At 74.2% G+C, this 16,902-nt stretch carries 15 protein-coding genes and 1 riboswitch; of the genes, 6 read left to right on the top strand and 9 right to left on the bottom strand.

Features of this window, described 5'->3' with window-relative positions; all coding sequences use genetic code 11:
- Window positions 1-71 precede the first annotated feature (71 nt).
- The 4 genes from OG488_RS19690 to OG488_RS19675 all read right to left on the bottom strand — a co-directional run bounded on the left by OG488_RS19690 (window position 72) and on the right by OG488_RS19675 (window position 2,732).
- Window positions 72-482: a VOC family protein gene (locus OG488_RS19690; protein WP_329230992.1), complete on the bottom strand. Its 411-nt coding sequence runs from the start codon at window positions 480-482 to the stop codon at window positions 72-74.
- 5 nt (window positions 483-487) lie between these two features.
- Window positions 488-937 carry a helix-turn-helix transcriptional regulator gene (locus OG488_RS19685; RefSeq protein WP_329230990.1) on the bottom strand — a complete coding sequence of 150 codons (450 nt, stop codon included), beginning with the start codon at window positions 935-937 and terminating at the stop codon, window positions 488-490.
- A 107-nt stretch (window positions 938-1,044) separates the two neighbouring features.
- Entirely contained in the window at window positions 1,045-1,659 is a 615-nt protein-coding gene (locus tag OG488_RS19680; RefSeq protein WP_329230989.1) for a glyoxalase, read from the bottom strand.
- Window positions 1,660-1,808: 149 nt separating this feature from the next.
- Complete coding sequence (locus OG488_RS19675) at window positions 1,809-2,732, bottom strand: SDR family oxidoreductase (protein ID WP_329230987.1); 924 nt, start codon at window positions 2,730-2,732, stop codon at window positions 1,809-1,811.
- 85 nt (window positions 2,733-2,817) lie between these two features.
- Between OG488_RS19675 and OG488_RS19670 the strand changes: the two genes are divergently transcribed.
- Entirely contained in the window at window positions 2,818-3,390 is a 573-nt protein-coding gene (locus OG488_RS19670; RefSeq protein ID WP_329230986.1) for a TetR/AcrR family transcriptional regulator, read from the top strand.
- A gap of 260 nt (window positions 3,391-3,650) precedes the next feature.
- On the opposite strand, the gene OG488_RS19665 is transcribed toward OG488_RS19670, so the two are convergent.
- Window positions 3,651-4,400, bottom strand: coding sequence for an IclR family transcriptional regulator (locus OG488_RS19665; protein WP_329230984.1), 750 nt, complete (start codon window positions 4,398-4,400; stop codon window positions 3,651-3,653).
- A gap of 84 nt (window positions 4,401-4,484) precedes the next feature.
- A complete protein-coding gene (cobN, locus tag OG488_RS19660; protein ID WP_329230982.1) occupies window positions 4,485-8,084 on the bottom strand; it encodes a cobaltochelatase subunit CobN in 3,600 nt (1,199 codons plus the stop codon).
- Window positions 8,085-8,138: 54 nt separating this feature from the next.
- Window positions 8,139-8,213, bottom strand: a riboswitch (cobalamin riboswitch).
- A gap of 163 nt (window positions 8,214-8,376) precedes the next feature.
- On the opposite strand from cobN, the gene cobG reads away from it, so the two are divergent.
- From cobG to OG488_RS19640, 4 genes are all read left to right on the top strand, one after another.
- Entirely contained in the window at window positions 8,377-9,744 is a 1,368-nt protein-coding gene (gene cobG / locus OG488_RS19655; protein WP_329230981.1) for a precorrin-3B synthase, read from the top strand.
- Between the two features lie 52 nt (window positions 9,745-9,796).
- Complete coding sequence (locus tag OG488_RS19650; RefSeq protein ID WP_329230979.1) at window positions 9,797-10,423, top strand: precorrin-8X methylmutase; 627 nt, start codon at window positions 9,797-9,799, stop codon at window positions 10,421-10,423.
- 2 nt (window positions 10,424-10,425) lie between these two features.
- The gene (locus tag OG488_RS19645; protein ID WP_329230977.1) at window positions 10,426-11,952 is read left to right on the top strand and encodes a precorrin-2 C(20)-methyltransferase; all 1,527 of its coding nucleotides are present in this window, start codon (window positions 10,426-10,428) and stop codon (window positions 11,950-11,952) included.
- A 106-nt stretch (window positions 11,953-12,058) separates the two neighbouring features.
- Window positions 12,059-12,841 (top strand): class I SAM-dependent methyltransferase, encoded by a 783-nt coding sequence (locus OG488_RS19640; protein WP_329230975.1) that lies wholly within the window; start codon window positions 12,059-12,061, stop codon window positions 12,839-12,841.
- Between the two features lie 46 nt (window positions 12,842-12,887).
- Here OG488_RS19640 and OG488_RS19635 read toward each other — a convergent pair whose 3' ends face one another.
- Window positions 12,888-13,637, bottom strand: coding sequence for a cobalt-precorrin-6A reductase (locus OG488_RS19635; RefSeq protein WP_443074229.1), 750 nt, complete (start codon window positions 13,635-13,637; stop codon window positions 12,888-12,890).
- A gap of 15 nt (window positions 13,638-13,652) precedes the next feature.
- Between OG488_RS19635 and OG488_RS19630 the strand changes: the two genes are divergently transcribed.
- Window positions 13,653-14,771, top strand: a complete 1,119-nt coding sequence (locus OG488_RS19630; protein ID WP_329230973.1) for a cobalt-precorrin-5B (C(1))-methyltransferase — start codon at window positions 13,653-13,655, stop codon at window positions 14,769-14,771.
- 38 nt (window positions 14,772-14,809) lie between these two features.
- Here the strand turns inward: OG488_RS19630 and cobM are convergent, their stop codons facing one another.
- Together cobM and cbiE are read right to left on the bottom strand one after the other, a co-directional pair.
- Entirely contained in the window at window positions 14,810-15,559 is a 750-nt protein-coding gene (cobM, locus tag OG488_RS19625) for a precorrin-4 C(11)-methyltransferase (protein WP_329230971.1), read from the bottom strand.
- On the bottom strand, window positions 15,556-16,860 hold the full coding sequence (gene cbiE, locus OG488_RS19620; protein WP_329230969.1) for a precorrin-6y C5,15-methyltransferase (decarboxylating) subunit CbiE: 1,305 nt from the start codon (window positions 16,858-16,860) through the stop codon (window positions 15,556-15,558). Before cbiE ends, cobM begins: the two co-directional genes overlap by 4 nt.
- Window positions 16,861-16,902 lie beyond the last annotated feature (42 nt).

Here is a 16,902-nt window from a genome sequence, read left to right as displayed (position 1 = left end):
GGGTCCTCACCACGGGTGAGGACCCCCGGTCCGGGACCTGCCCGTCCGTCACGGCTGCGGACAGGACGTGCTCAGCGCACTTCCTTGATGCGGATCTGGTTGCCGGCCGGGTCGCGGAAGGCGCAGTCGCGCACGCCGTACGGCTGCAGGGTCGGCTCCTGGACGACCTCGGCGTCGCCGGCCTGCAGCTTCTCGAAGGTGGCGTCCAGGTCCGGGGTGGACAGGAGGATCCAGCCGTAGGTCCCCTTGGCCATCATCTCGACGACGGTGCGGCGCTCGTCCTCGGTGATGCCCGGGTCGACGGCCGGCGGTGCCAGGAGGATGGAGGTACCCGGCTGCCCGGCGGGGCCGACCGTGATCCAGCGCATCGTGCCGGATCCGACGTCGCTGCGGACCTCGAAACCGAGGGTGTCGCGGTAGAAGGCGAGGGCTGCGTCCGGGTCGTCGTGCGGGAGGACGCTCGTGTGAATGGTGATGTCCATGCTGGTCACGCTAGCGGCGGTTCGGCAGGGCGTGCTTCTCGATTCCTGACCGGTCTGGTCACCTGTTTCGCCACGCACGGGGGGACACCCGCCGCCCCGCTCGCAGCCTGACGCCGGTAGGTGCTGGGCGGCATGCCGACCAGTTCGGTGAACCGCGTGCTGAAGGTGCCCAGCGAGGAGCAGCCGACCGCGAAGCAGACCTCGGTGACGCTGAGGTCACCACGGCGCAGCAGTGCCATCGCGCGCTCGATGCGCCGGGTCATGAGATAGCCGTACGGCGATTCGCCGTAGGCGAGCCGGAACTGGCGGCTGAGGTGCCCGGCCGACATGTTCACGCCCCGGGCGAGCGCCTCGACGTCCAACGGCTGCGCGTACTCCCGGTCCATCCGGTCCCGGACGCGGCGCAGCAGCGCCAGATCGCGCAGGTGCTGCGCCTCGGAGGGTCTGCTGGTCACCTGCGCGATCGTGCCATGTCCACGGGCGCCGCGCAGCGTGTTCTGCCGGGAGTCCCGGCGGCCGGGACGCCAGGCGGGTGTGGGGGCGAGGACGGGCCGTGCCCGGCTCAGTCCGAGGCCTTCTCCCACGTGAAGCCGTCCGGGTCGGTGGAGGGTCCGATGTCGCTGCCGATCGCGATCCGGTGCGATCCGGTGCCGTCGGGCGCGACCCCTGCGTCCTTGGCCAGGGCGGCGCGACCGTAGAGGCCCAGGGAGACGGGGCCCGGCTTCGTGTCGAACTCGACGTACTTGCGGCCGAAGCTCTTGCCCACGGTGAGGCCGCGTTCGACGTAGAACCGCTTGGTCGCGATCACGTCCTCGACACCCAGGAGGAGCACGAAGCGGTCGATCTGCCGGGTGGCGGGCCCCTTGTCCTTCTTCGCCGAGGAGGCGATCTTCCAGAGGGTGCCGTCCGGGGCCTGTACGACGCCGCCGTAGCCCCAGAGCGACTTCGCGGCCGGCTTCACGGAGGTGGCGCCGGCTTCCAGGGCGGAGTCGACGAGGCTGTTGACGGTGGACGGCTGGGAGACCGTGAGCGACAGCGTGAAGCCGCGGAACCCGGTCGTCGGGGCTTCCGCGGCCCGTACGCGTAGCTGCGTGCCCAGGCCGAAGGCGTCGGCGTAGAAGCGTTCGGCGGCGGTGGGGTCGTCCACCTCGAGGGTGACGGATGCGAGGGAGGTCATGGAACGACGTTATGGCGGCTTCGCACCGCGCGCTTCTCGATTCCTGACCGGTCCGGTCCGGCCGGACCGGCCGGACCGTCCGGGCCGCCCGGGCCGTCCGGGCCACCCGGGCCGTCCGGGCCACCCGGGGAGCCGGGAGGCGTACGCCGTCAGGCCGTGACGGCGGGGGCGTCGAAGTAGTGGCCCGCCTCCAGGTCCTGGAGCAGGCCCGGCCGGGTCGGCCGCCAGTCGAGCAGTTCGCCGGTGAGGGCGTGCGACACCGGGGCGTCCACGCCCAGGAAGCCGGCCAGCCACCCGAAGTGCTCCCCCGCCGCGGACGGGTCCACGGAGGTCACCGGCACGCCGAGGTGGCGGCCGATCACCCCGGCGATGTCGCGGATCGCGACGCCCTCCTCCGCGACGCCGTGCAGCACCGACCCGGCGGGGGCCTTCTCGACCGCGAGGCGGAACAGCCGCGCGGCGTCCAGACGGTGGACCGCCGGCCAGCGGTTGGCGCCGTCCCCGATGTAGCCCGAGACCCCCCGGGCCCGGGCAGTGGCGACGAGGGCCGCAGTGAAGCCGTTGTCCCCCTCACCGTGGCAGGTGGGGGAGAGCCGCACCACGGAGGAGCGGATCCCGCGCGGGGCGAGGGCGAGCACCGCCTGGGACGTGGCCGCCCGGACCGAGAGCGGCGAGCCGTCGATCGTCGGCATGTCCCGCTCGGTCGCCACCCGCCCGGGGAGGAGACCGGCGACGCCCGACGCGATGACGAACGGGCGGCCGGTGCCGGCCAGTGCGTCGCCGAACGCGTCGACCGCACGGCGGTCGGCCTCCGCGGCACCCAGGAAGTCACCCGAGAAGGCGATGTCGTGCTTGAAGGCCAGGTGGATCACCCCGTCCGCCGCGGCGGCCGCTTCCCGCAGGACGCCGAGGTCGTCGACGGTGCCCCGGACCACCTCCGCCCCGGCCTCGGTGAGCGCGACCGCGGAGGAGTCGGAACGGGCGAGCCCGACCACCTGGTGGCCCGCGCCGATGAGCTCGGGGACGACGGCGGATCCGATCCAGCCGGACGCGCCGGTCACGAAGATGCGCATGGGAGACTCCGGAACTCTCGATGTCAGTGACTGACATCCACCGTAACACCTGATGTCAGTGACTGCCGTCGCGTAGGATCTCCGTATGGGTAGATGGGAGCCGAACGCGCGCGGGCGCCTGGCCGAGGCGGCGCTGGAGCTCTACAGCGAGCGCGGATTCGAGCAGACCACCGTCGCGGAGATCGCCAAGCGGGCCGGGCTCACCGAGCGGACCTACTTCCGGCACTACGCCGACAAGCGCGAGGTGCTCTTCGGCGGCACGGAGCTTCGGGACCTGCTGGTCGGGGCGGTGGCCGGCGTCCCGGAGGACACGGCCCCGATCGACGCGCTGGCGGTGGGCCTCGACGCGGTGTCGGAGATGTTCGACGACCGCCGGGAGCACGCCCGTAAGCGGCAGGCCGTGATCACCGCGAACGCCGAACTCCAGGAGCGCGAGCTGATCAAGCTCGATTCGCTGTCCGCCGCGCTCGCCGACGCCCTGCGCGGGCGCGGCGTTCCGGAGCCCGCCGCGAGCCTGAGCGCCGAAACGGGGATCGCCGTCTTCAAGGTCGGCTTCGAACGGTGGATCAGCGAGGCCGAGGAACGCGCGATGTCCCTGGTCATGCGGGACGTGCTGGACGAGCTGAAGGCCCTCACGGCCGGCGGTCGCACCTCGTAGGGGCACCGCCCACAGCGGCGGATCGGGCAGGGCACGCGGGCGCCGTGCCGAGTCGCGAGAGCGGGAACCCCGGACGTCGGAGGAGGCGGGAGCAGGATCCCCGGACGCTGGAGGAGGCGGAAGCGGGGTCCCCTGGATGCCGGCGAGGGCGGAAGCGGGATCCCCGGACGCCGGGCGAGGGCGGGAGCGGGGCCCCCGGACGCCGGGCGAGGGCGGGAGCGAACGAGCTCCCGGATGCCGGAGCGGGCTCCCGGACGTTCTCAGCCGCCGAGGGCGAGGCCCCTGGTCACCCGGGCCGCCGTCGACAGCAGGCTCTCGCGGACCTGACTGGTGCGGTACATCCGGTCCGCCCGGAAGGAGACGCCGAGCGAGCCGAGCTTCTCGCCGCTGCGTACGGGCACCGCCACGCACACCGTGCCGAGGTCGTACTCCTCCCGGTCCATGACCACCGGTGCCGGAAGCGACCCCTCGAGCTCGCGGATCAGCTCCTCCCGGTGCGTGATGGTGCGGGGCGTGAGGTCGGCGAGGGTGTGCCGCGAGAGGTACTCGCCGCGCGCGTCGGCATCCAGTTCGCGCAGCACGCACTTGCCGAGCGCCGTGGCGTGCCCGGCGTCCTGGAATCCCACCCAGAGGTCGACCCTGGGTGTCTTCGGGCCGTCGACGATCTCGGCGATCCGGATCTCGCCCTCCTCGTAGAAGGTGAGGTAGGCCGCCGCCGACACGTCGTTGCGCAGGGCGGCCAGTGCGGGGCGGACCCTGCTCACCAGGTCCTGCGCGGAGTGCCCGCCGTGCAGCTTGTCGCCCAGGACGTAGCCGCCGTCCTCCAGCACGCGGAGGTAACCGTCCTGTGTGAGGGCCCGCAGCAGCTCCCGGGCCGTGTCCGGCGGCAGCCCCGCCTGCCGCGCCAGCTGATGCGCGGGCGCGCCGCCCTCGTGCGCCGCCACGGCTTCCATCAAGCGGAACGTGTGCTGCACAGAGGCTATGGGCGCGTGGCCCGCTCGGTCACCCATTCCACAAGCTTGGACCCCCTGCCCGGAGGCAGCAAGGCAGGACGCCGAGCTCCGGCCGGGGAGCTCCCCCGGCCGGAGCGGAGGTCAGTCCTCGCCTTCGAGGTCGCCCTCGGTCTCCAGGAACACCTGGCGCAGCGCCTCCAGCACCGCCGGGTCGGGCTTGGCCCACATGCCCCGGGACTCGGCTTCCAGGAGGCGCTCGGCGATGCCGTGGAGCGCCCAGGGGTTGGCCTGCTGGAGGAACGCGCGGTTCGTGGGGTCGAGGACGTACGTCTCGGTCAGCTTGTCGTACATCCAGTCCGCGACGACGCCGGTCGTCGCGTCGTACCCGAAGAGGTAGTCGACCGTCGCGGCGAGCTCGAAGGCGCCCTTGTAGCCGTGGCGGCGCATCGCCTCGATCCACTTCGGGTTGACCACCCGGGCGCGGAAGACCCGGGACGTCTCCTCGACCAGGGTGCGGGTGCGGACCGTCTCGGGGCGGGTCGAGTCCCCGATGTACGCCTCGGGGGCGGTGCCCCTCAGCGCGCGCACGGTCGCGACCATGCCGCCGTGGTACTGGAAGTAGTCGTCCGAGTCCGCGATGTCGTGCTCGCGGGTGTCGGTGTTCTTCGCCGCCACCGCGATCCGCTTGTACGCGGTCTCCATCTCGTCCCGCGCCGGGCGTCCGTCCAGCTCACGCCCGTAGGCGTAGCCGCCCCACACCGTGTACACCTCGGCGAGGTCGGCGTCCGTGCGCCAGTCGCGGGAGTCGATGAGCTGGAGCAGCCCCGCGCCGTAGGTGCCGGGACGGGAGCCGAAGATCCGGGTGGTGGCGCGCCGCTCGTCGCCGTGTTCGGCGAGGTCGGCCTGGGTGTGGGCGCGTACGAAGTTCTGCTCGGCGGGCTCGTCGAGGGAGGCCGCCAGGCGCACCGCGTCGTCGAGCAGGCCGATCGTGTGCGGGAACGCGTCGCGGAAGAAGCCGGAGATGCGCAGCGTGACGTCGATACGGGGGCGGCCCAGCTCCTCGTACGGGATCGGCTCCAGGCCCGTGACCCGGCGGGAGGCGTCGTCCCAGACGGGGCGGACGCCGAGCAGGGCGAACGCCTCGGCGATGTCGTCGCCGGCGGTGCGCATCGCGCTGGTGCCCCACAGGGACAGGCCGACGGAGGTGGGCCACTCGCCGTTGTCCGCGCGGTAGCGCTCCAGGAGCGAGTCGGCGAGGGCCTGGCCGGTCTCCCAGGCGAGGCGGGAGGGGACGGCCTTCGGGTCGACCGAGTAGAAGTTCCGGCCGGTCGGCAGCACGTTGACCAGGCCGCGGAGCGGGGACCCGGACGGGCCGGCGGGGACGAAGCCGCCGTTCAGCGCGTGCACCGCGTGGTCGAGCTCGTCGGTCGTCGCGGCGAGCCGGGGCACGACCTCGCGCGCGGCGAAGTCGAGGATGTCGGCGACGGCCTGCGGGTGTCCCGCGGCGACACCGGCGACGGCGGCCGGGTCCCAGTCCGCGTCGTCCATCGCCTGGACGAGGGCACGGGCCTTCTCCTCGGTCTCGTCAGCCGCTGTGCGGGTGGCCGCCGACTCGTCCAGGCCCAGCGCCTCGCGCAGACCGGGCAGCGAGGCCGTGCCGCCCCAGATCTGGCGGGCGCGCAGGACGGCGAGGACCAGGTTGACGCGGTCCTTGCCGGCCGGGGCGCTGCCGAGGACGTGCAGGCCGTCGCGGATCTGGACGTCCTTGATCTCACAGAGCCAGCCGTCGAGATGCATGATGAACTCGTCGAAGCCCTCGTCCTCCGGCCGGTCCTCCAGGCCCAGGTCGTGGTCGAGCTTCGCGGCCTGGATGAGGGTCCAGATCTGGGCGCGGACGGCCGGGAGCTTGGCCGGGTCCATCGCGGCGATCTGGGCGTGCTCGTCCAGGAGTTGTTCGAGGCGGGCGATGTCGCCGTAGCTGTCGGCCCGCGCCATCGGCGGCACGAGGTGGTCGACCAGGGTCGCGTGCACCCGGCGCTTGGCCTGGGTGCCCTCGCCGGGGTCGTTGACCAGGAACGGGTAGACCAGCGGCAGGTCACCGAGGGCGGCGTCGGGGCCGCAGGCGGCCGAGAGACCGGCGTTCTTGCCGGGCAGCCACTCCAGGTTGCCGTGCTTGCCGAGGTGGATCATCGCGTCGGCGCCGAAGCCGTTGTCGTCGGCGGACGCGGCGATCCAGCGGTACGCGGCCAGGTAGTGGTGCGAGGGCGGCAGATCGGGGTCGTGGTAGATCGCGATCGGGTTCTCGCCGAAGCCGCGCGGCGGCTGGATGAGGATCAGCAGGTTGCCGCGCCGCAGGGCGGCGAGCACGATGTCGCCCTCGGGGTTGCGGGACCGGTCGACGAACATCTCGCCGGGCGCCGGGCCCCAGTGCTCCTCGACGGCCTCGCGCAGCTCGGCGGGCAGCGTGGCGAACCAGCGGCGGTAGTCGGCGGCGGGGATGCGGACCGGGTTGCGGGCCAGCTGCTCCTCGGTCAGCCACTCCTGGTCGTGGCCGCCGGCCTCGATGAGCGCGTAGATCAGCTCGTCGCCGTCGCCGGAGACGAGGCCCGGGATCTCCTCCTCGGGCCCGAAGTCGTAGCCCTCGGAGCGCAGTCGGCGCAGCAGGGCGACGGCGCTGGCGGGGGTGTCGAGGCCGACCGCGTTGCCGATGCGGGAGTGCTTGGTCGGGTACGCGGACAGGACCAGCGCGATCCGCTTCTCGGCGGCCGGGATGTGGCGGAGCCGGGCGTGACGGACGGCGATCCCGGCGACCCGGGCGGCCCGCTCGGGGTCGGCGACGTAGGCGGGGAGGCCGTCCTCGTCGATCTCCTTGAAGGAGAACGGCACGGTGATCAGGCGGCCGTCGAACTCGGGGACGGCGATCTGGGTGGCCGCGTCCAGCGGCGAGACGCCCTCGTCGTTCTCCTCCCAGGCCGCGCGCGGGCTGGTGAGACAGAGCGCCTGGAGGACCGGCACGTCGAGCCCCGTGAGGGCGCCCGCGTCCCAGGACTCGTCGTCGCCGCCAGCGGAGGCCGTGGCGGGCTTGGTGCCGCCCGCGGCGAGCACGGTGGTCACGATGGCGTCGGCCGCGCGGAGTTCGTCGATGAGCTCGGGTTCGGGCGTGCGGAGCGAGGCCACGTACAGCGGGAGGGGGCGGGCGCCCGCGTCCTCCACGGCCGTGCAGAGCGCCTCGACGAACGCGGTGTTCCCGCTCATGTGGTGGGCGCGGTAGTAGAGCACCGCGACCGTCGGGCCGGTGACGTCCCGGGCGGTCCGCTCCAGCGGACCCCAGGCGGGGGCCGGGGCGGGCGGCTCGAAGCCGTGGCCGGTGAGGAGCACGGTGTCGGAGAGGAAGCGGGCGAGCTGCTCCAGGTTGGCGGGGCCGCCGTGCGCGAGGTAGGCGTGCGCCTCGGCGGCGATGCCGATCGGCACGGTGGACGCGGCCATCAGCTGGGCGTCGGGAGCCTGTTCACCGGTGAGCACGACGACCGGACGGCCGGTGGCCAGCACCTGGTCCAGCCCTTCCTGCCAGGCGCGTACGCCGCCGAGGAGGCGTACGACGACGAGGTCCGTGCCCTCCAGGAGCCGCGGCAGGTCATCGACGGAGAGGCGGGACGGATTCGCGTAGCGGAAGCCGACCGGGCCGCCGGACGCGCGGGCGCTGAGCAGGTCGGTGTCGGACGTCGACAGGAGCAGGATCATGCGGCGTCAGGCCTTCCTCGGGGTGTCCACGCCCCGGGCGGTGTCGGACGGCAGGAGTTCCTGACTCGCCCGGCCGGTGGGCCGGGCTCACAGTGGCGGGACCGCGCCGGAATCTCACCGGGCTTCCTCCCATGTCGCCGTCTGGCGATGGCGGGCCGAACGGACCGCCGCTAGGCATAGTAGGCGGGGGGTGGGGGGTCCTGACCAGACGGCCCCCGCCGTCGGCCGGGGGCGGCAGCGGATGTCCCGTAGGTCACAGTGACCGTAGGGGTGGGCCACGGTCACGGTCGGTATGCTCGCCGCCATGCCCGCCTCCCTTCCGTCCCGGTCTCCGGGCGACGCGTGTGCCCGGAGCAGCGGTGACGCCTGCCCCGGCGCACTGCGGCTGCACCGGGCGGACGACGGGGCGCTGGCACGGATCCGCATACCCGGCGGGGCGCTGACGCCCCGCCAGGCAGGGGTGCTGGGGCAGGCCGCCGAGCGCCTCGGTGACGGTGAGCTGCATCTCACCTCCCGCGGAAACGTGCAGCTGCGCGGCCTCGCACCGGACTGCGGTACGGAGCTGGCGGCCCTGCTGGACGAGGCCGGGCTACTGCCGTCCGCACGTCATGAACGGGTACGCAACGTGGTCGCGTCCCCGCTCTCCGGGCTCGACGGGCTGGGGGCGGCCGACGTCCGGCCCTGGCTGACCGGGCTGGACGGCCTCCTCTGCGCGAGTGACGGCGCGACGGCGCTCTCCGGACGCTTCCTGTTCGCGCTCGACGACGGCCGCGGTGACGTGGACGCCCTCGGCGCCGACCTCACCTTGCTGGCCCTCGGTGCCGACGGCGGCCTGCTGCGCGTCGGGCCCGGTGACGCCGTCCTCCGGGTGCCCGCCCCCGACGCCCCCCGCGCCGCGCTGACCGCCGCCGAAGCCTTCCTGGACGCGGCGCGGGAGACCGGTGCCTGGCGGGTGAAGGACCTGCCGGACGACACGGCCGCGGCGTTGCCCGCCGAGGTCGTCCGACGGCTGCGGGAGGCCGGGGTCCCCGTCGCCCCGGACCGGCGCCCGCGCCCCCTCGAAGCGCTGCCCCCTGCGCACGGGCGCGTCCCGGGCGGCCGACGCGAGGCCTCGCTGTCCGTCGGCGTACCGCTGGGACGGCTGGACCCGGAGCAGTGGCGGCTCCTGGCGGGAGCCGGCGGACTGCGGCTCACCCCGTGGCGCGGAGCCGTCGTCACCGGGGTCGCGCCCGACCGTGCGGACGGCCTCCTGGAAGAGCTCTCCGCAGCCGGACTGATCACCGGCCCCGGCTCCCCGTGGTCCGGTGTGGGCGCCTGTATCGGGCAGCCCGGCTGCGCGAAGTCGCTGGCCGACGTGCGGGCCGAGGCGGGGGCCGCCGTCGGGCCGCCCGGGCGGCTCCCTGTGTACTGGTCCGGGTGCGAACGCCGCTGCGGTCATCCGCACGGGGAGTGGATCGACGTGGTCGCCACCCCTGACGGACACCGGATCTCCCACGCGCGGGGGGAGTCGGCCACCGGGGCGGCGACGGTACGGAACGACCCGGCGGCGCTCGCCGCGGCCGTGGCGGAAGCCCGGGGCACCAACCCGGAACCCCGGGGCGCACACACCCCCGGAGCCCGGGGCGCACGCACCTCGGAACCCCGGGGCGCACGCTCCTGACCACCCCTCATCACCCCCTTTCGGCCTGTTCGATGAAGAAAGCGACAGCACTGTGCACCAGTACGAGAAGGACGGACCGGCGATCTACCGCCAGTCCTTCGCCACCATCCGCGCGGAGGCGGATCTGGCAGGGCTGCCCGCCGACGTGAGCCAGGTCGCCGTCCGCATGATCCACGCCTGCGGCATGGTCGATCTCGTACGCGATCTCGCCTTCTCACCGAACGTGGTCGCCGACGCCCGCGCGGCCCTGCGCTCCGGCGCGCCGATCCTGTGCGACGTGGCCATGGTCGCCAGCGGGGTCACCCGCAAGCGGCTTCCCGCGGACAACGACGTGATCTGCACCCTGTCCGACCCCGGGGTTCCCGAGCTGGCCGCGAAGCTGGGCACCACCCGCAGCGCCGCCGCCCTGGAGATGTGGCGGGACCGGATGGAGGGCGCGGTCGTCGCCGTGGGCAACGCGCCCACCGCGCTCTTCCGGCTGCTGGAGATGATCGAGGACGGAGCCCCGCGCCCGGCCGCCGTCATCGGCGTGCCCGTCGGCTTCATCGGCGCCGCCGAGTCCAAGGAGGCCCTGGCCGCGCACCCGTCGGGGCTGGAGCACCTCGTCGTGCGGGGCAGGCGCGGTGGCAGCGCCATCGCCGCCGCCGCCCTCAACGCGATCGCCAGCGAGGAGGAGTGAGCATGCCCGAGCAGCAGCGGACCGACGGCACCACGGGCACCGGGCGGCTGTACGGGGTCGGTCTCGGCCCGGGCGACCCCGCCCTGATGACCGTGCGGGCCGTGCAGGTCATCGGTGAGGCCGACGTCGTCGCGTACCACTCCGCCCGGCACGGCCGCTCCATCGCCCGCTCGATCGCCGCGCAGTACATCCGCGCCGACCACATCGAGGAGGCGCTGGTCTACCCCGTCACGACGGAGACGACGGACCACCCCGGCGGCTACCGGGGCGCGCTGGACGAGTTCTACGCCGAGGCCGCCGCCCGTCTCGCGGTGCACCTCGACGCGGGTCGCACCGTCGCGGTGCTCGCCGAGGGGGACCCGCTCTTCTACGGCTCCTACCAGCACATGCACAAGCGCCTCGCGAACCGCTACGCCACCGAGGTCATCCCCGGTGTCACGTCGGTCAGCGCCGCCGCGGCCCGTCTCGGCACCCCGCTGGTGGAGGCCGAGGAGGTGCTGACGATCCTTCCCGGCACCCTGCCGGAGGAGGAGCTGACGGCACGTCTGGCAGCCACGGACTCCGCCGTGGTGATGAAGCTGGGGCGGACGTTCCCTGCCGTACGCCGGGCCTTCGAGGCATCCGGCCGGCTGTCCGAGGCCCGCTACGTCGAGCGCGCCACCATGGCCGGGGAGCGGACCGGAGCCCTGGCGGACACCGACGCGGACTCCGTGCCGTACTTCGCCGTCGCCGTGCTGCCAAGCCGGATCGACGCGCCCCGTCCCGAGCGGAGCCCCGGCACCGGCGAGGTCGTCGTGGTGGGAACCGGCCCCGCCGGACCGCTGTGGCTGACGCCGGAGACGCGCGGGGCGCTGGCCGCCGCCGACGACGTGGTCGGCTACACGACGTATCTGGACCGGGTGCCCGTACGCCCCGGCCAGCTGCGCCACGGATCCGACAACAAGGTGGAGTCCGAACGCGCGGAGTTCGCCCTCGACCTGGCACGCCGCGGACGCCGCGTCGCCGTGGTGTCCGGGGGCGACCCCGGGGTCTTCGCGATGGCCACGGCAGTGCTGGAGGTGGCCACCCAGGACGCGTACGCGGACATCGCCGTGCGGGTGCTGCCCGGGGTGACCGCGGCCAACGCCGCCGCCGCCAGGGCCGGCGCACCTCTGGGCCACGACTACGCCACCCTGTCGCTCTCGGACCGGCTCAAGCCGTGGGAGGTCATCGCGGAGCGGCTGCGCGCGGCGGCCGCGGCCGACCTGGTGATGGCGCTGTACAACCCCGGTTCCCGCAGCCGGACATGGCAGGTCGGCAAGGCCCGCGACCTGCTGCTGGAGCATCGCTCACCGGACACCCCCGTGGTGCTCGGCCGTGACGTCGGGGGCCCGACGGAGAGCGTGCGGACGGTGCGGCTGGCCGATCTGGACCCGCTGGAGGTGGACATGCGGACGATCCTCATCGTCGGCTCCTCGCAGACCCGGTGGGTGGACCGCGGCGACGGCCGGCAGATCGTCTGGACCCCGCGCCGCTACCCGGAGGCCTGACATGGCGGGCGGTGGCGCACCCACGGTGCGTCACCGCCGCTCCCCTTCTCCGGAAAGCGGACCGGGGCCGCGGGCCGGAGCAGCGAATCATGCCAGGATGTCCGCCATGTCTGATCGCGCACTGAGCTTCGGACCGATCGCGGAGTCGTACGAACGCTTCCGCCCGGGGTACTCCGTGGAACTCGTCGACAGGGTGCTGGAGTACGCGGACCGGCCGGTCCGGACCGCCCTCGAGATCGGCGCCGGAACGGGCAAGGCGACCCGTCTGTTCGCCGGGCGGGGCATCGAGGTCACCGCGACCGAGCCCGACGGCGCCATGCTCGCCGAGCTGCGCGGACACGTCCCCGCGGAGGTCACGACGGTGCGGTCCGCCTTCGAGGACCTGCCGACGGGGACGCGGTACGGGCTGGTCTTCGCGGCGGCCGCGCTGCACTGGACCGCCCCCGAGGACCGGTGGCCGCGCATGGCCGGGCTGCTGGAGCCGGGCGGCGTGTTCGCCTCGTTCGGCGGGCCGGTCCAGCTGTCCGACGCGGCGGTGCGGGAAGCCGTCCGCGCGGCCCGGGCCCCCTTCATGGAGAGCGACGAGGTGCCCTCCCCGGACGGGACGCCTCCGGAGGACGCCATGCAGTGGCCGGGCACGGAGCTCCGACGGTCCCGGTGGTTCACGGATGTCCAGCAGTCCGTGCTCGCACACCGCCTGACCATGGGGGCCCGTGACTACGTGGGTCTGCTCTCGACGGTCTCGGCCTACCTGGTCCTGCCCGCCGCCCGGCGGGAGCAGGTGCTCGGACGGATCATGCGGGTCCTGCCCGGGACGGTGGAGGTCACGGCCGACGTGACCGTGCACCTCGCCCGGCGCGTCCGGGAGCCGGAGTCTCCCTCCCGGTGAGAACGGTGCGGGCGCGGCCTCCCGGCCGTTCGACCGACCGCGGCGGTCACCGCCCCGCGAGGGCCCCCAGCAGGGCGAGTGCCTCCTCCGGCGACCCGGCCACCGGCACCCCCGGAGGGACGGGCGGCCTGGAGACCACGACCACGGGGATCCCGGCCTCGCGAGCGGCGGTGAGCTTGGGCGCGGTCGCGTCGCCGCCGCTGTCCTTGGTGACCAGGACGTCGACACGGTGGCGCCGGATCAGCTCCCGCTCACCCTCCAGGGAGAACGGGCCCCGGTCGAGCAGGACCTCCATCCGCGCGGGATGCGGGGCGTCGGGGGCATCCACCGAGCGCATCAGGAACCACAGCGCGTCCAGGGCGGCGAACGCGGCCAGACCCATGCGTCCGGTGGTGAGGAAGACACGCGATCCCAGCCCGGGCAGCAGCTCCGCCGCGCCCGTGAGGGAATCGGTGAGGTGCCACCGGTCGCCCTCCACGGGCACCCAGCCGGGCCGCCGGAGGGCCAGCAGGGGAACATGGACCGTGGTGGCGGCCGAGGCCGCGTGGAAACTGATCGTTCCGGCGAAGGGATGAGTGGCATCGATGACCGCATCGACGTGGTGTGCGCGGAGCCACTCGGCCATGCCCTCGGCTCCACCGAAGCCGCCGACGCGCACCTCGCCGGGCGGCAGCTTCGGCCGGGCGACGCGGCCGGCGAGTGAGCTGGTCACCCGGAACCCGTCCGCGGTCACCAGGCACTCCGCCAGCCGGCGTGCCTCCGTCGTGCCGCCGAGGACGAGTACGTGCAAGGGCATCCGATCGGTCCATCCATGAGCAGTGAGGCGCAGGGCGGGCGCACCGCCCAACTCAAGCACACCGGTCTGCGGCCCGGATGGACGACCGGGGCCTGTGCGACGGCGGCGACCACAGCCGCGTACACCGCCCTGCTGACCGGCGAGTTCCCCGATCCGGTGACCATCACCCTGCCCAAGGGCCAGGAGCCCGCCTTCGCCCTGGCGGTGGAGGAGCTCGGCGACGGGCGGGCCACGGCCGGTGTGGTCAAGGACGCGGGCGACGATCCGGACGTCACCCACGGTGCCCTGGTGCGGTCCACCGTGCGGCTGCTGCCCGCCGGGTCCGGCGTGGTGTTCCGGGCGGGGCCCGGCGTGGGGACGGTGACGCTCCCCGGGCTGCCGCTCGACGTCGGGGAGCCCGCGATCAACCCCGTCCCCCGCCAGATGATGCGGGACCACATCGCGCGGGTGGCGGCGGAACACGGCTCCACCGGCGACGTCGAGATCACGGTCTCGGTGGACGACGGCGAGGAGATCGCACGTTTCACGTGGAACATTCGCCTGGGCATCCTGGGCGGGATCTCGATCCTGGGCACGACGGGCATCGTGGTGCCGTACTCCTGCTCCGCCTGGATCGACTCGATCCGCCGCGGGGTGGACGTGGCGCGCGCGGCCGGACACCGTCATGTCGCGGGGTGCACGGGCTCGACCTCGGAGAAGACGGTGGTGGCCGAGTACGGGCTGCCGGAGATCGCCCTGCTGGACATGGGGGACTTCGCGGGCGCCGTGCTGAAGTACGTACGCCGGCACCCGGTGGAGCGGCTGACCATCTGCGGCGGGTTCGCCAAGCTGTCCAAGCTGGCCGCCGGACATCTGGACCTGCACTCGGGCCGTTCCCAGGTCGACAAGCCGTTCCTGGCGCGGCTGGCCCGCCAGGGCGGCGCGAGCGAGGCGCTGGCGGGCGAGATCGAGGTCGCCAACACCGGCCTCGCGGCACTGCAGTTGTGCATGGCGGCAGGCGTCCCGCTCGGGGACCTGGTCGCGGTGGCGGCCCGTGACCAGGCACTGTCGGTCCTACGGGGAGCCCCGGTCGCGGTGGACATCATCTGCATCGACCGGGCGGGAGCCGTGGTCGGGCGCAGCGAGATGCGCTGAGCGAGGGTGGGGCGGCGTCCGCCCCACCTTCCCGCCCGTCAGCAGCTGTGGCGGTCCCGCGCCGGGGAGTACAGGTGGCTGTCGCGGAACTGCTCCGCGCCCAGCGTCCGGCCGACCATGATCACCGCGGTACGGATGACCCCCGCCTCCTTCACCTGGCCGGCGATGGAGTCCAGCGTTCCGCGCAGGATGATCTCGTCCGGGCGCGAGGCCATGGCGACCACGGCGGCGGGGCAGTCCGCCCCGTAGTGCGGCAGCAGCTCGTCGACCACGCGGTCCACGTACCGCGCGGCGAGGTGCAGCACGATCAGCGCGCCGCTGCGGCCCAGCGTGGCCAGGGCCTCGCCCTCCGGCATGGCCGTGGCCCGCTGGGCGATCCGGGTGAGGATCACGGTCTGGCCGACCGTGGGCACCGTCAGCTCCCGCTTGAGCGCCGCCGCGGCCGCGGCGAAGGCGGGCACCCCGGGCACCACCTCGTACGGCACCCCGGCCTCGTCGAGCCGGTGCATCTGCTCGTTCACGGCGCTGAAGACCGACGGGTCGCCGGAGTGCAGCCGGGCCACGTCGTGGCCCTCCCCGTGAGCCCGCACCAGCTCGGCGGTGATCTGGTCGATGTCCAGCAGGGCCGTGTCCACGAGCCGCGCGTCGGGCGGGCACGAGGCGAGCAGCTCGCGGGGGACCAGGCTGCCCGCGTACAGGCAGACCGGGCTGGCGGCGAGGACGCGGGCGCCGCGCACCGTGATCAGGTCGGCGGCGCCGGGTCCCGCACCGATGAAGTACACGGTCATTGGTCGTCTCCTGGGGCGTGCGAGGGTTCTGGGGCGTGCGGGGGCGGGGCGTGCGGGGGCTTCTGTACGGACCACTGGGTGACGGGCATGGCCTGACGCCAGCCGGTGAATCCTCCGACGGGCACGGCGTGGGCCACCGCGAGGCGGACCAGGTCGCCGCCGAGCCGCCGGTACCACTCCGCGAGGAGCGCCTCCGACTCCAGCGTCACCGTGTTGGCGACCAGCCGGCCGCCCGGGGGCAGCGCCTCCCAGCAGGCGTCGAGCAGCCCGGGTGCGGTCAGCCCGCCGCCGATGAACACCGCGTCGGGCACCGGCAGTCCGGCCAGGGCGTCCGGTGCGCGCCCGGTGACCACGCGCAGCCCGGGGACGCCGAGCCGGTCCGCGTTGCGAGCGATGCGCGCCGCCCGTGCCGGATCGCGTTCCACGGTCACGGCGCGGCAGGACGGATGGGTCCGCATCCACTCGGCGGCGATCGACCCGGAGCCTCCGCCGACGTCCCACAACAGTTCCCCGGGGGCGGGCGCGAGCACGCCGAGCGTGGCCGCCCGCACATGGCGCTTGGTGAGCTGCCCGTCGTGCTCGTACGCCTCGTCGGGAAGCCCGGGTACGGCTCCGAGGCGCAGGGTCCCCGGGGCGCTCCGGCACTCCACCGCGACGACGTTGAGCGGGTCGCCCGGCGGGTGCTCCCAGCTGTCGGCGACGCCCTCCACGCAGTCCTCGGCCGTGGAGCCGAGCTGTTCCAGCACCCGCATCCGGCTGGGCCCGAAGCCCCGCTCACGCAGGAGCGCGGCCACGGCGGCGGGCGTGGCCGCGTCCGCGGAGAGCACCAGCAGCCGGCGCCCGTCGTGCAGCGCGGCGGCCAGCCGGGCCGTGGGCCGCCCGACGAGGGTGACGGTCTCGGTGTCCTCCACCGGCCAGCCGAGCCGGGCGCAGGCGTACGACACCGAGGAGGGGTGCGGCAGGACGTGCAGCGCGCCGGCGCCCAGCTCCTCGGTGAGGGCCCGGCCGATGCCGTAGAACATGGGGTCGCCGCTGGCCAGCACGGCGGTCCCGCTCCCCGCGTGGGCGGCGAGCAGACCCCGCACGGCCGGCCGCAGCGGCGAGGGCCAGGGCACGCGCAGGCCCTCGCACTCCGGCGGGAGCAGGCCGAGCTGGCGCTCACCACCGATCAGGACGTCGGCGTCCAGGAGCACCGCGCGGGCGGAGTCCGGCAGTCCGGCCCAGCCGTCGGCACCGATGCCCACGACACTCACGGCGGACAGGGCCGCCGGGACGGCGGACAGGGGTGATGCGGGGGCCACGGCCGGTACCTCGGAGTTGGTGGGACGACGCAGCCGAACTCT

Source organism: Streptomyces sp. NBC_01460 (assembly GCF_036227405.1).
In the GTDB taxonomy this organism is placed as follows: domain Bacteria; phylum Actinomycetota; class Actinomycetes; order Streptomycetales; family Streptomycetaceae; genus Streptomyces.
This window is presented reverse-complemented; position numbering and strand designations above follow the sequence as displayed.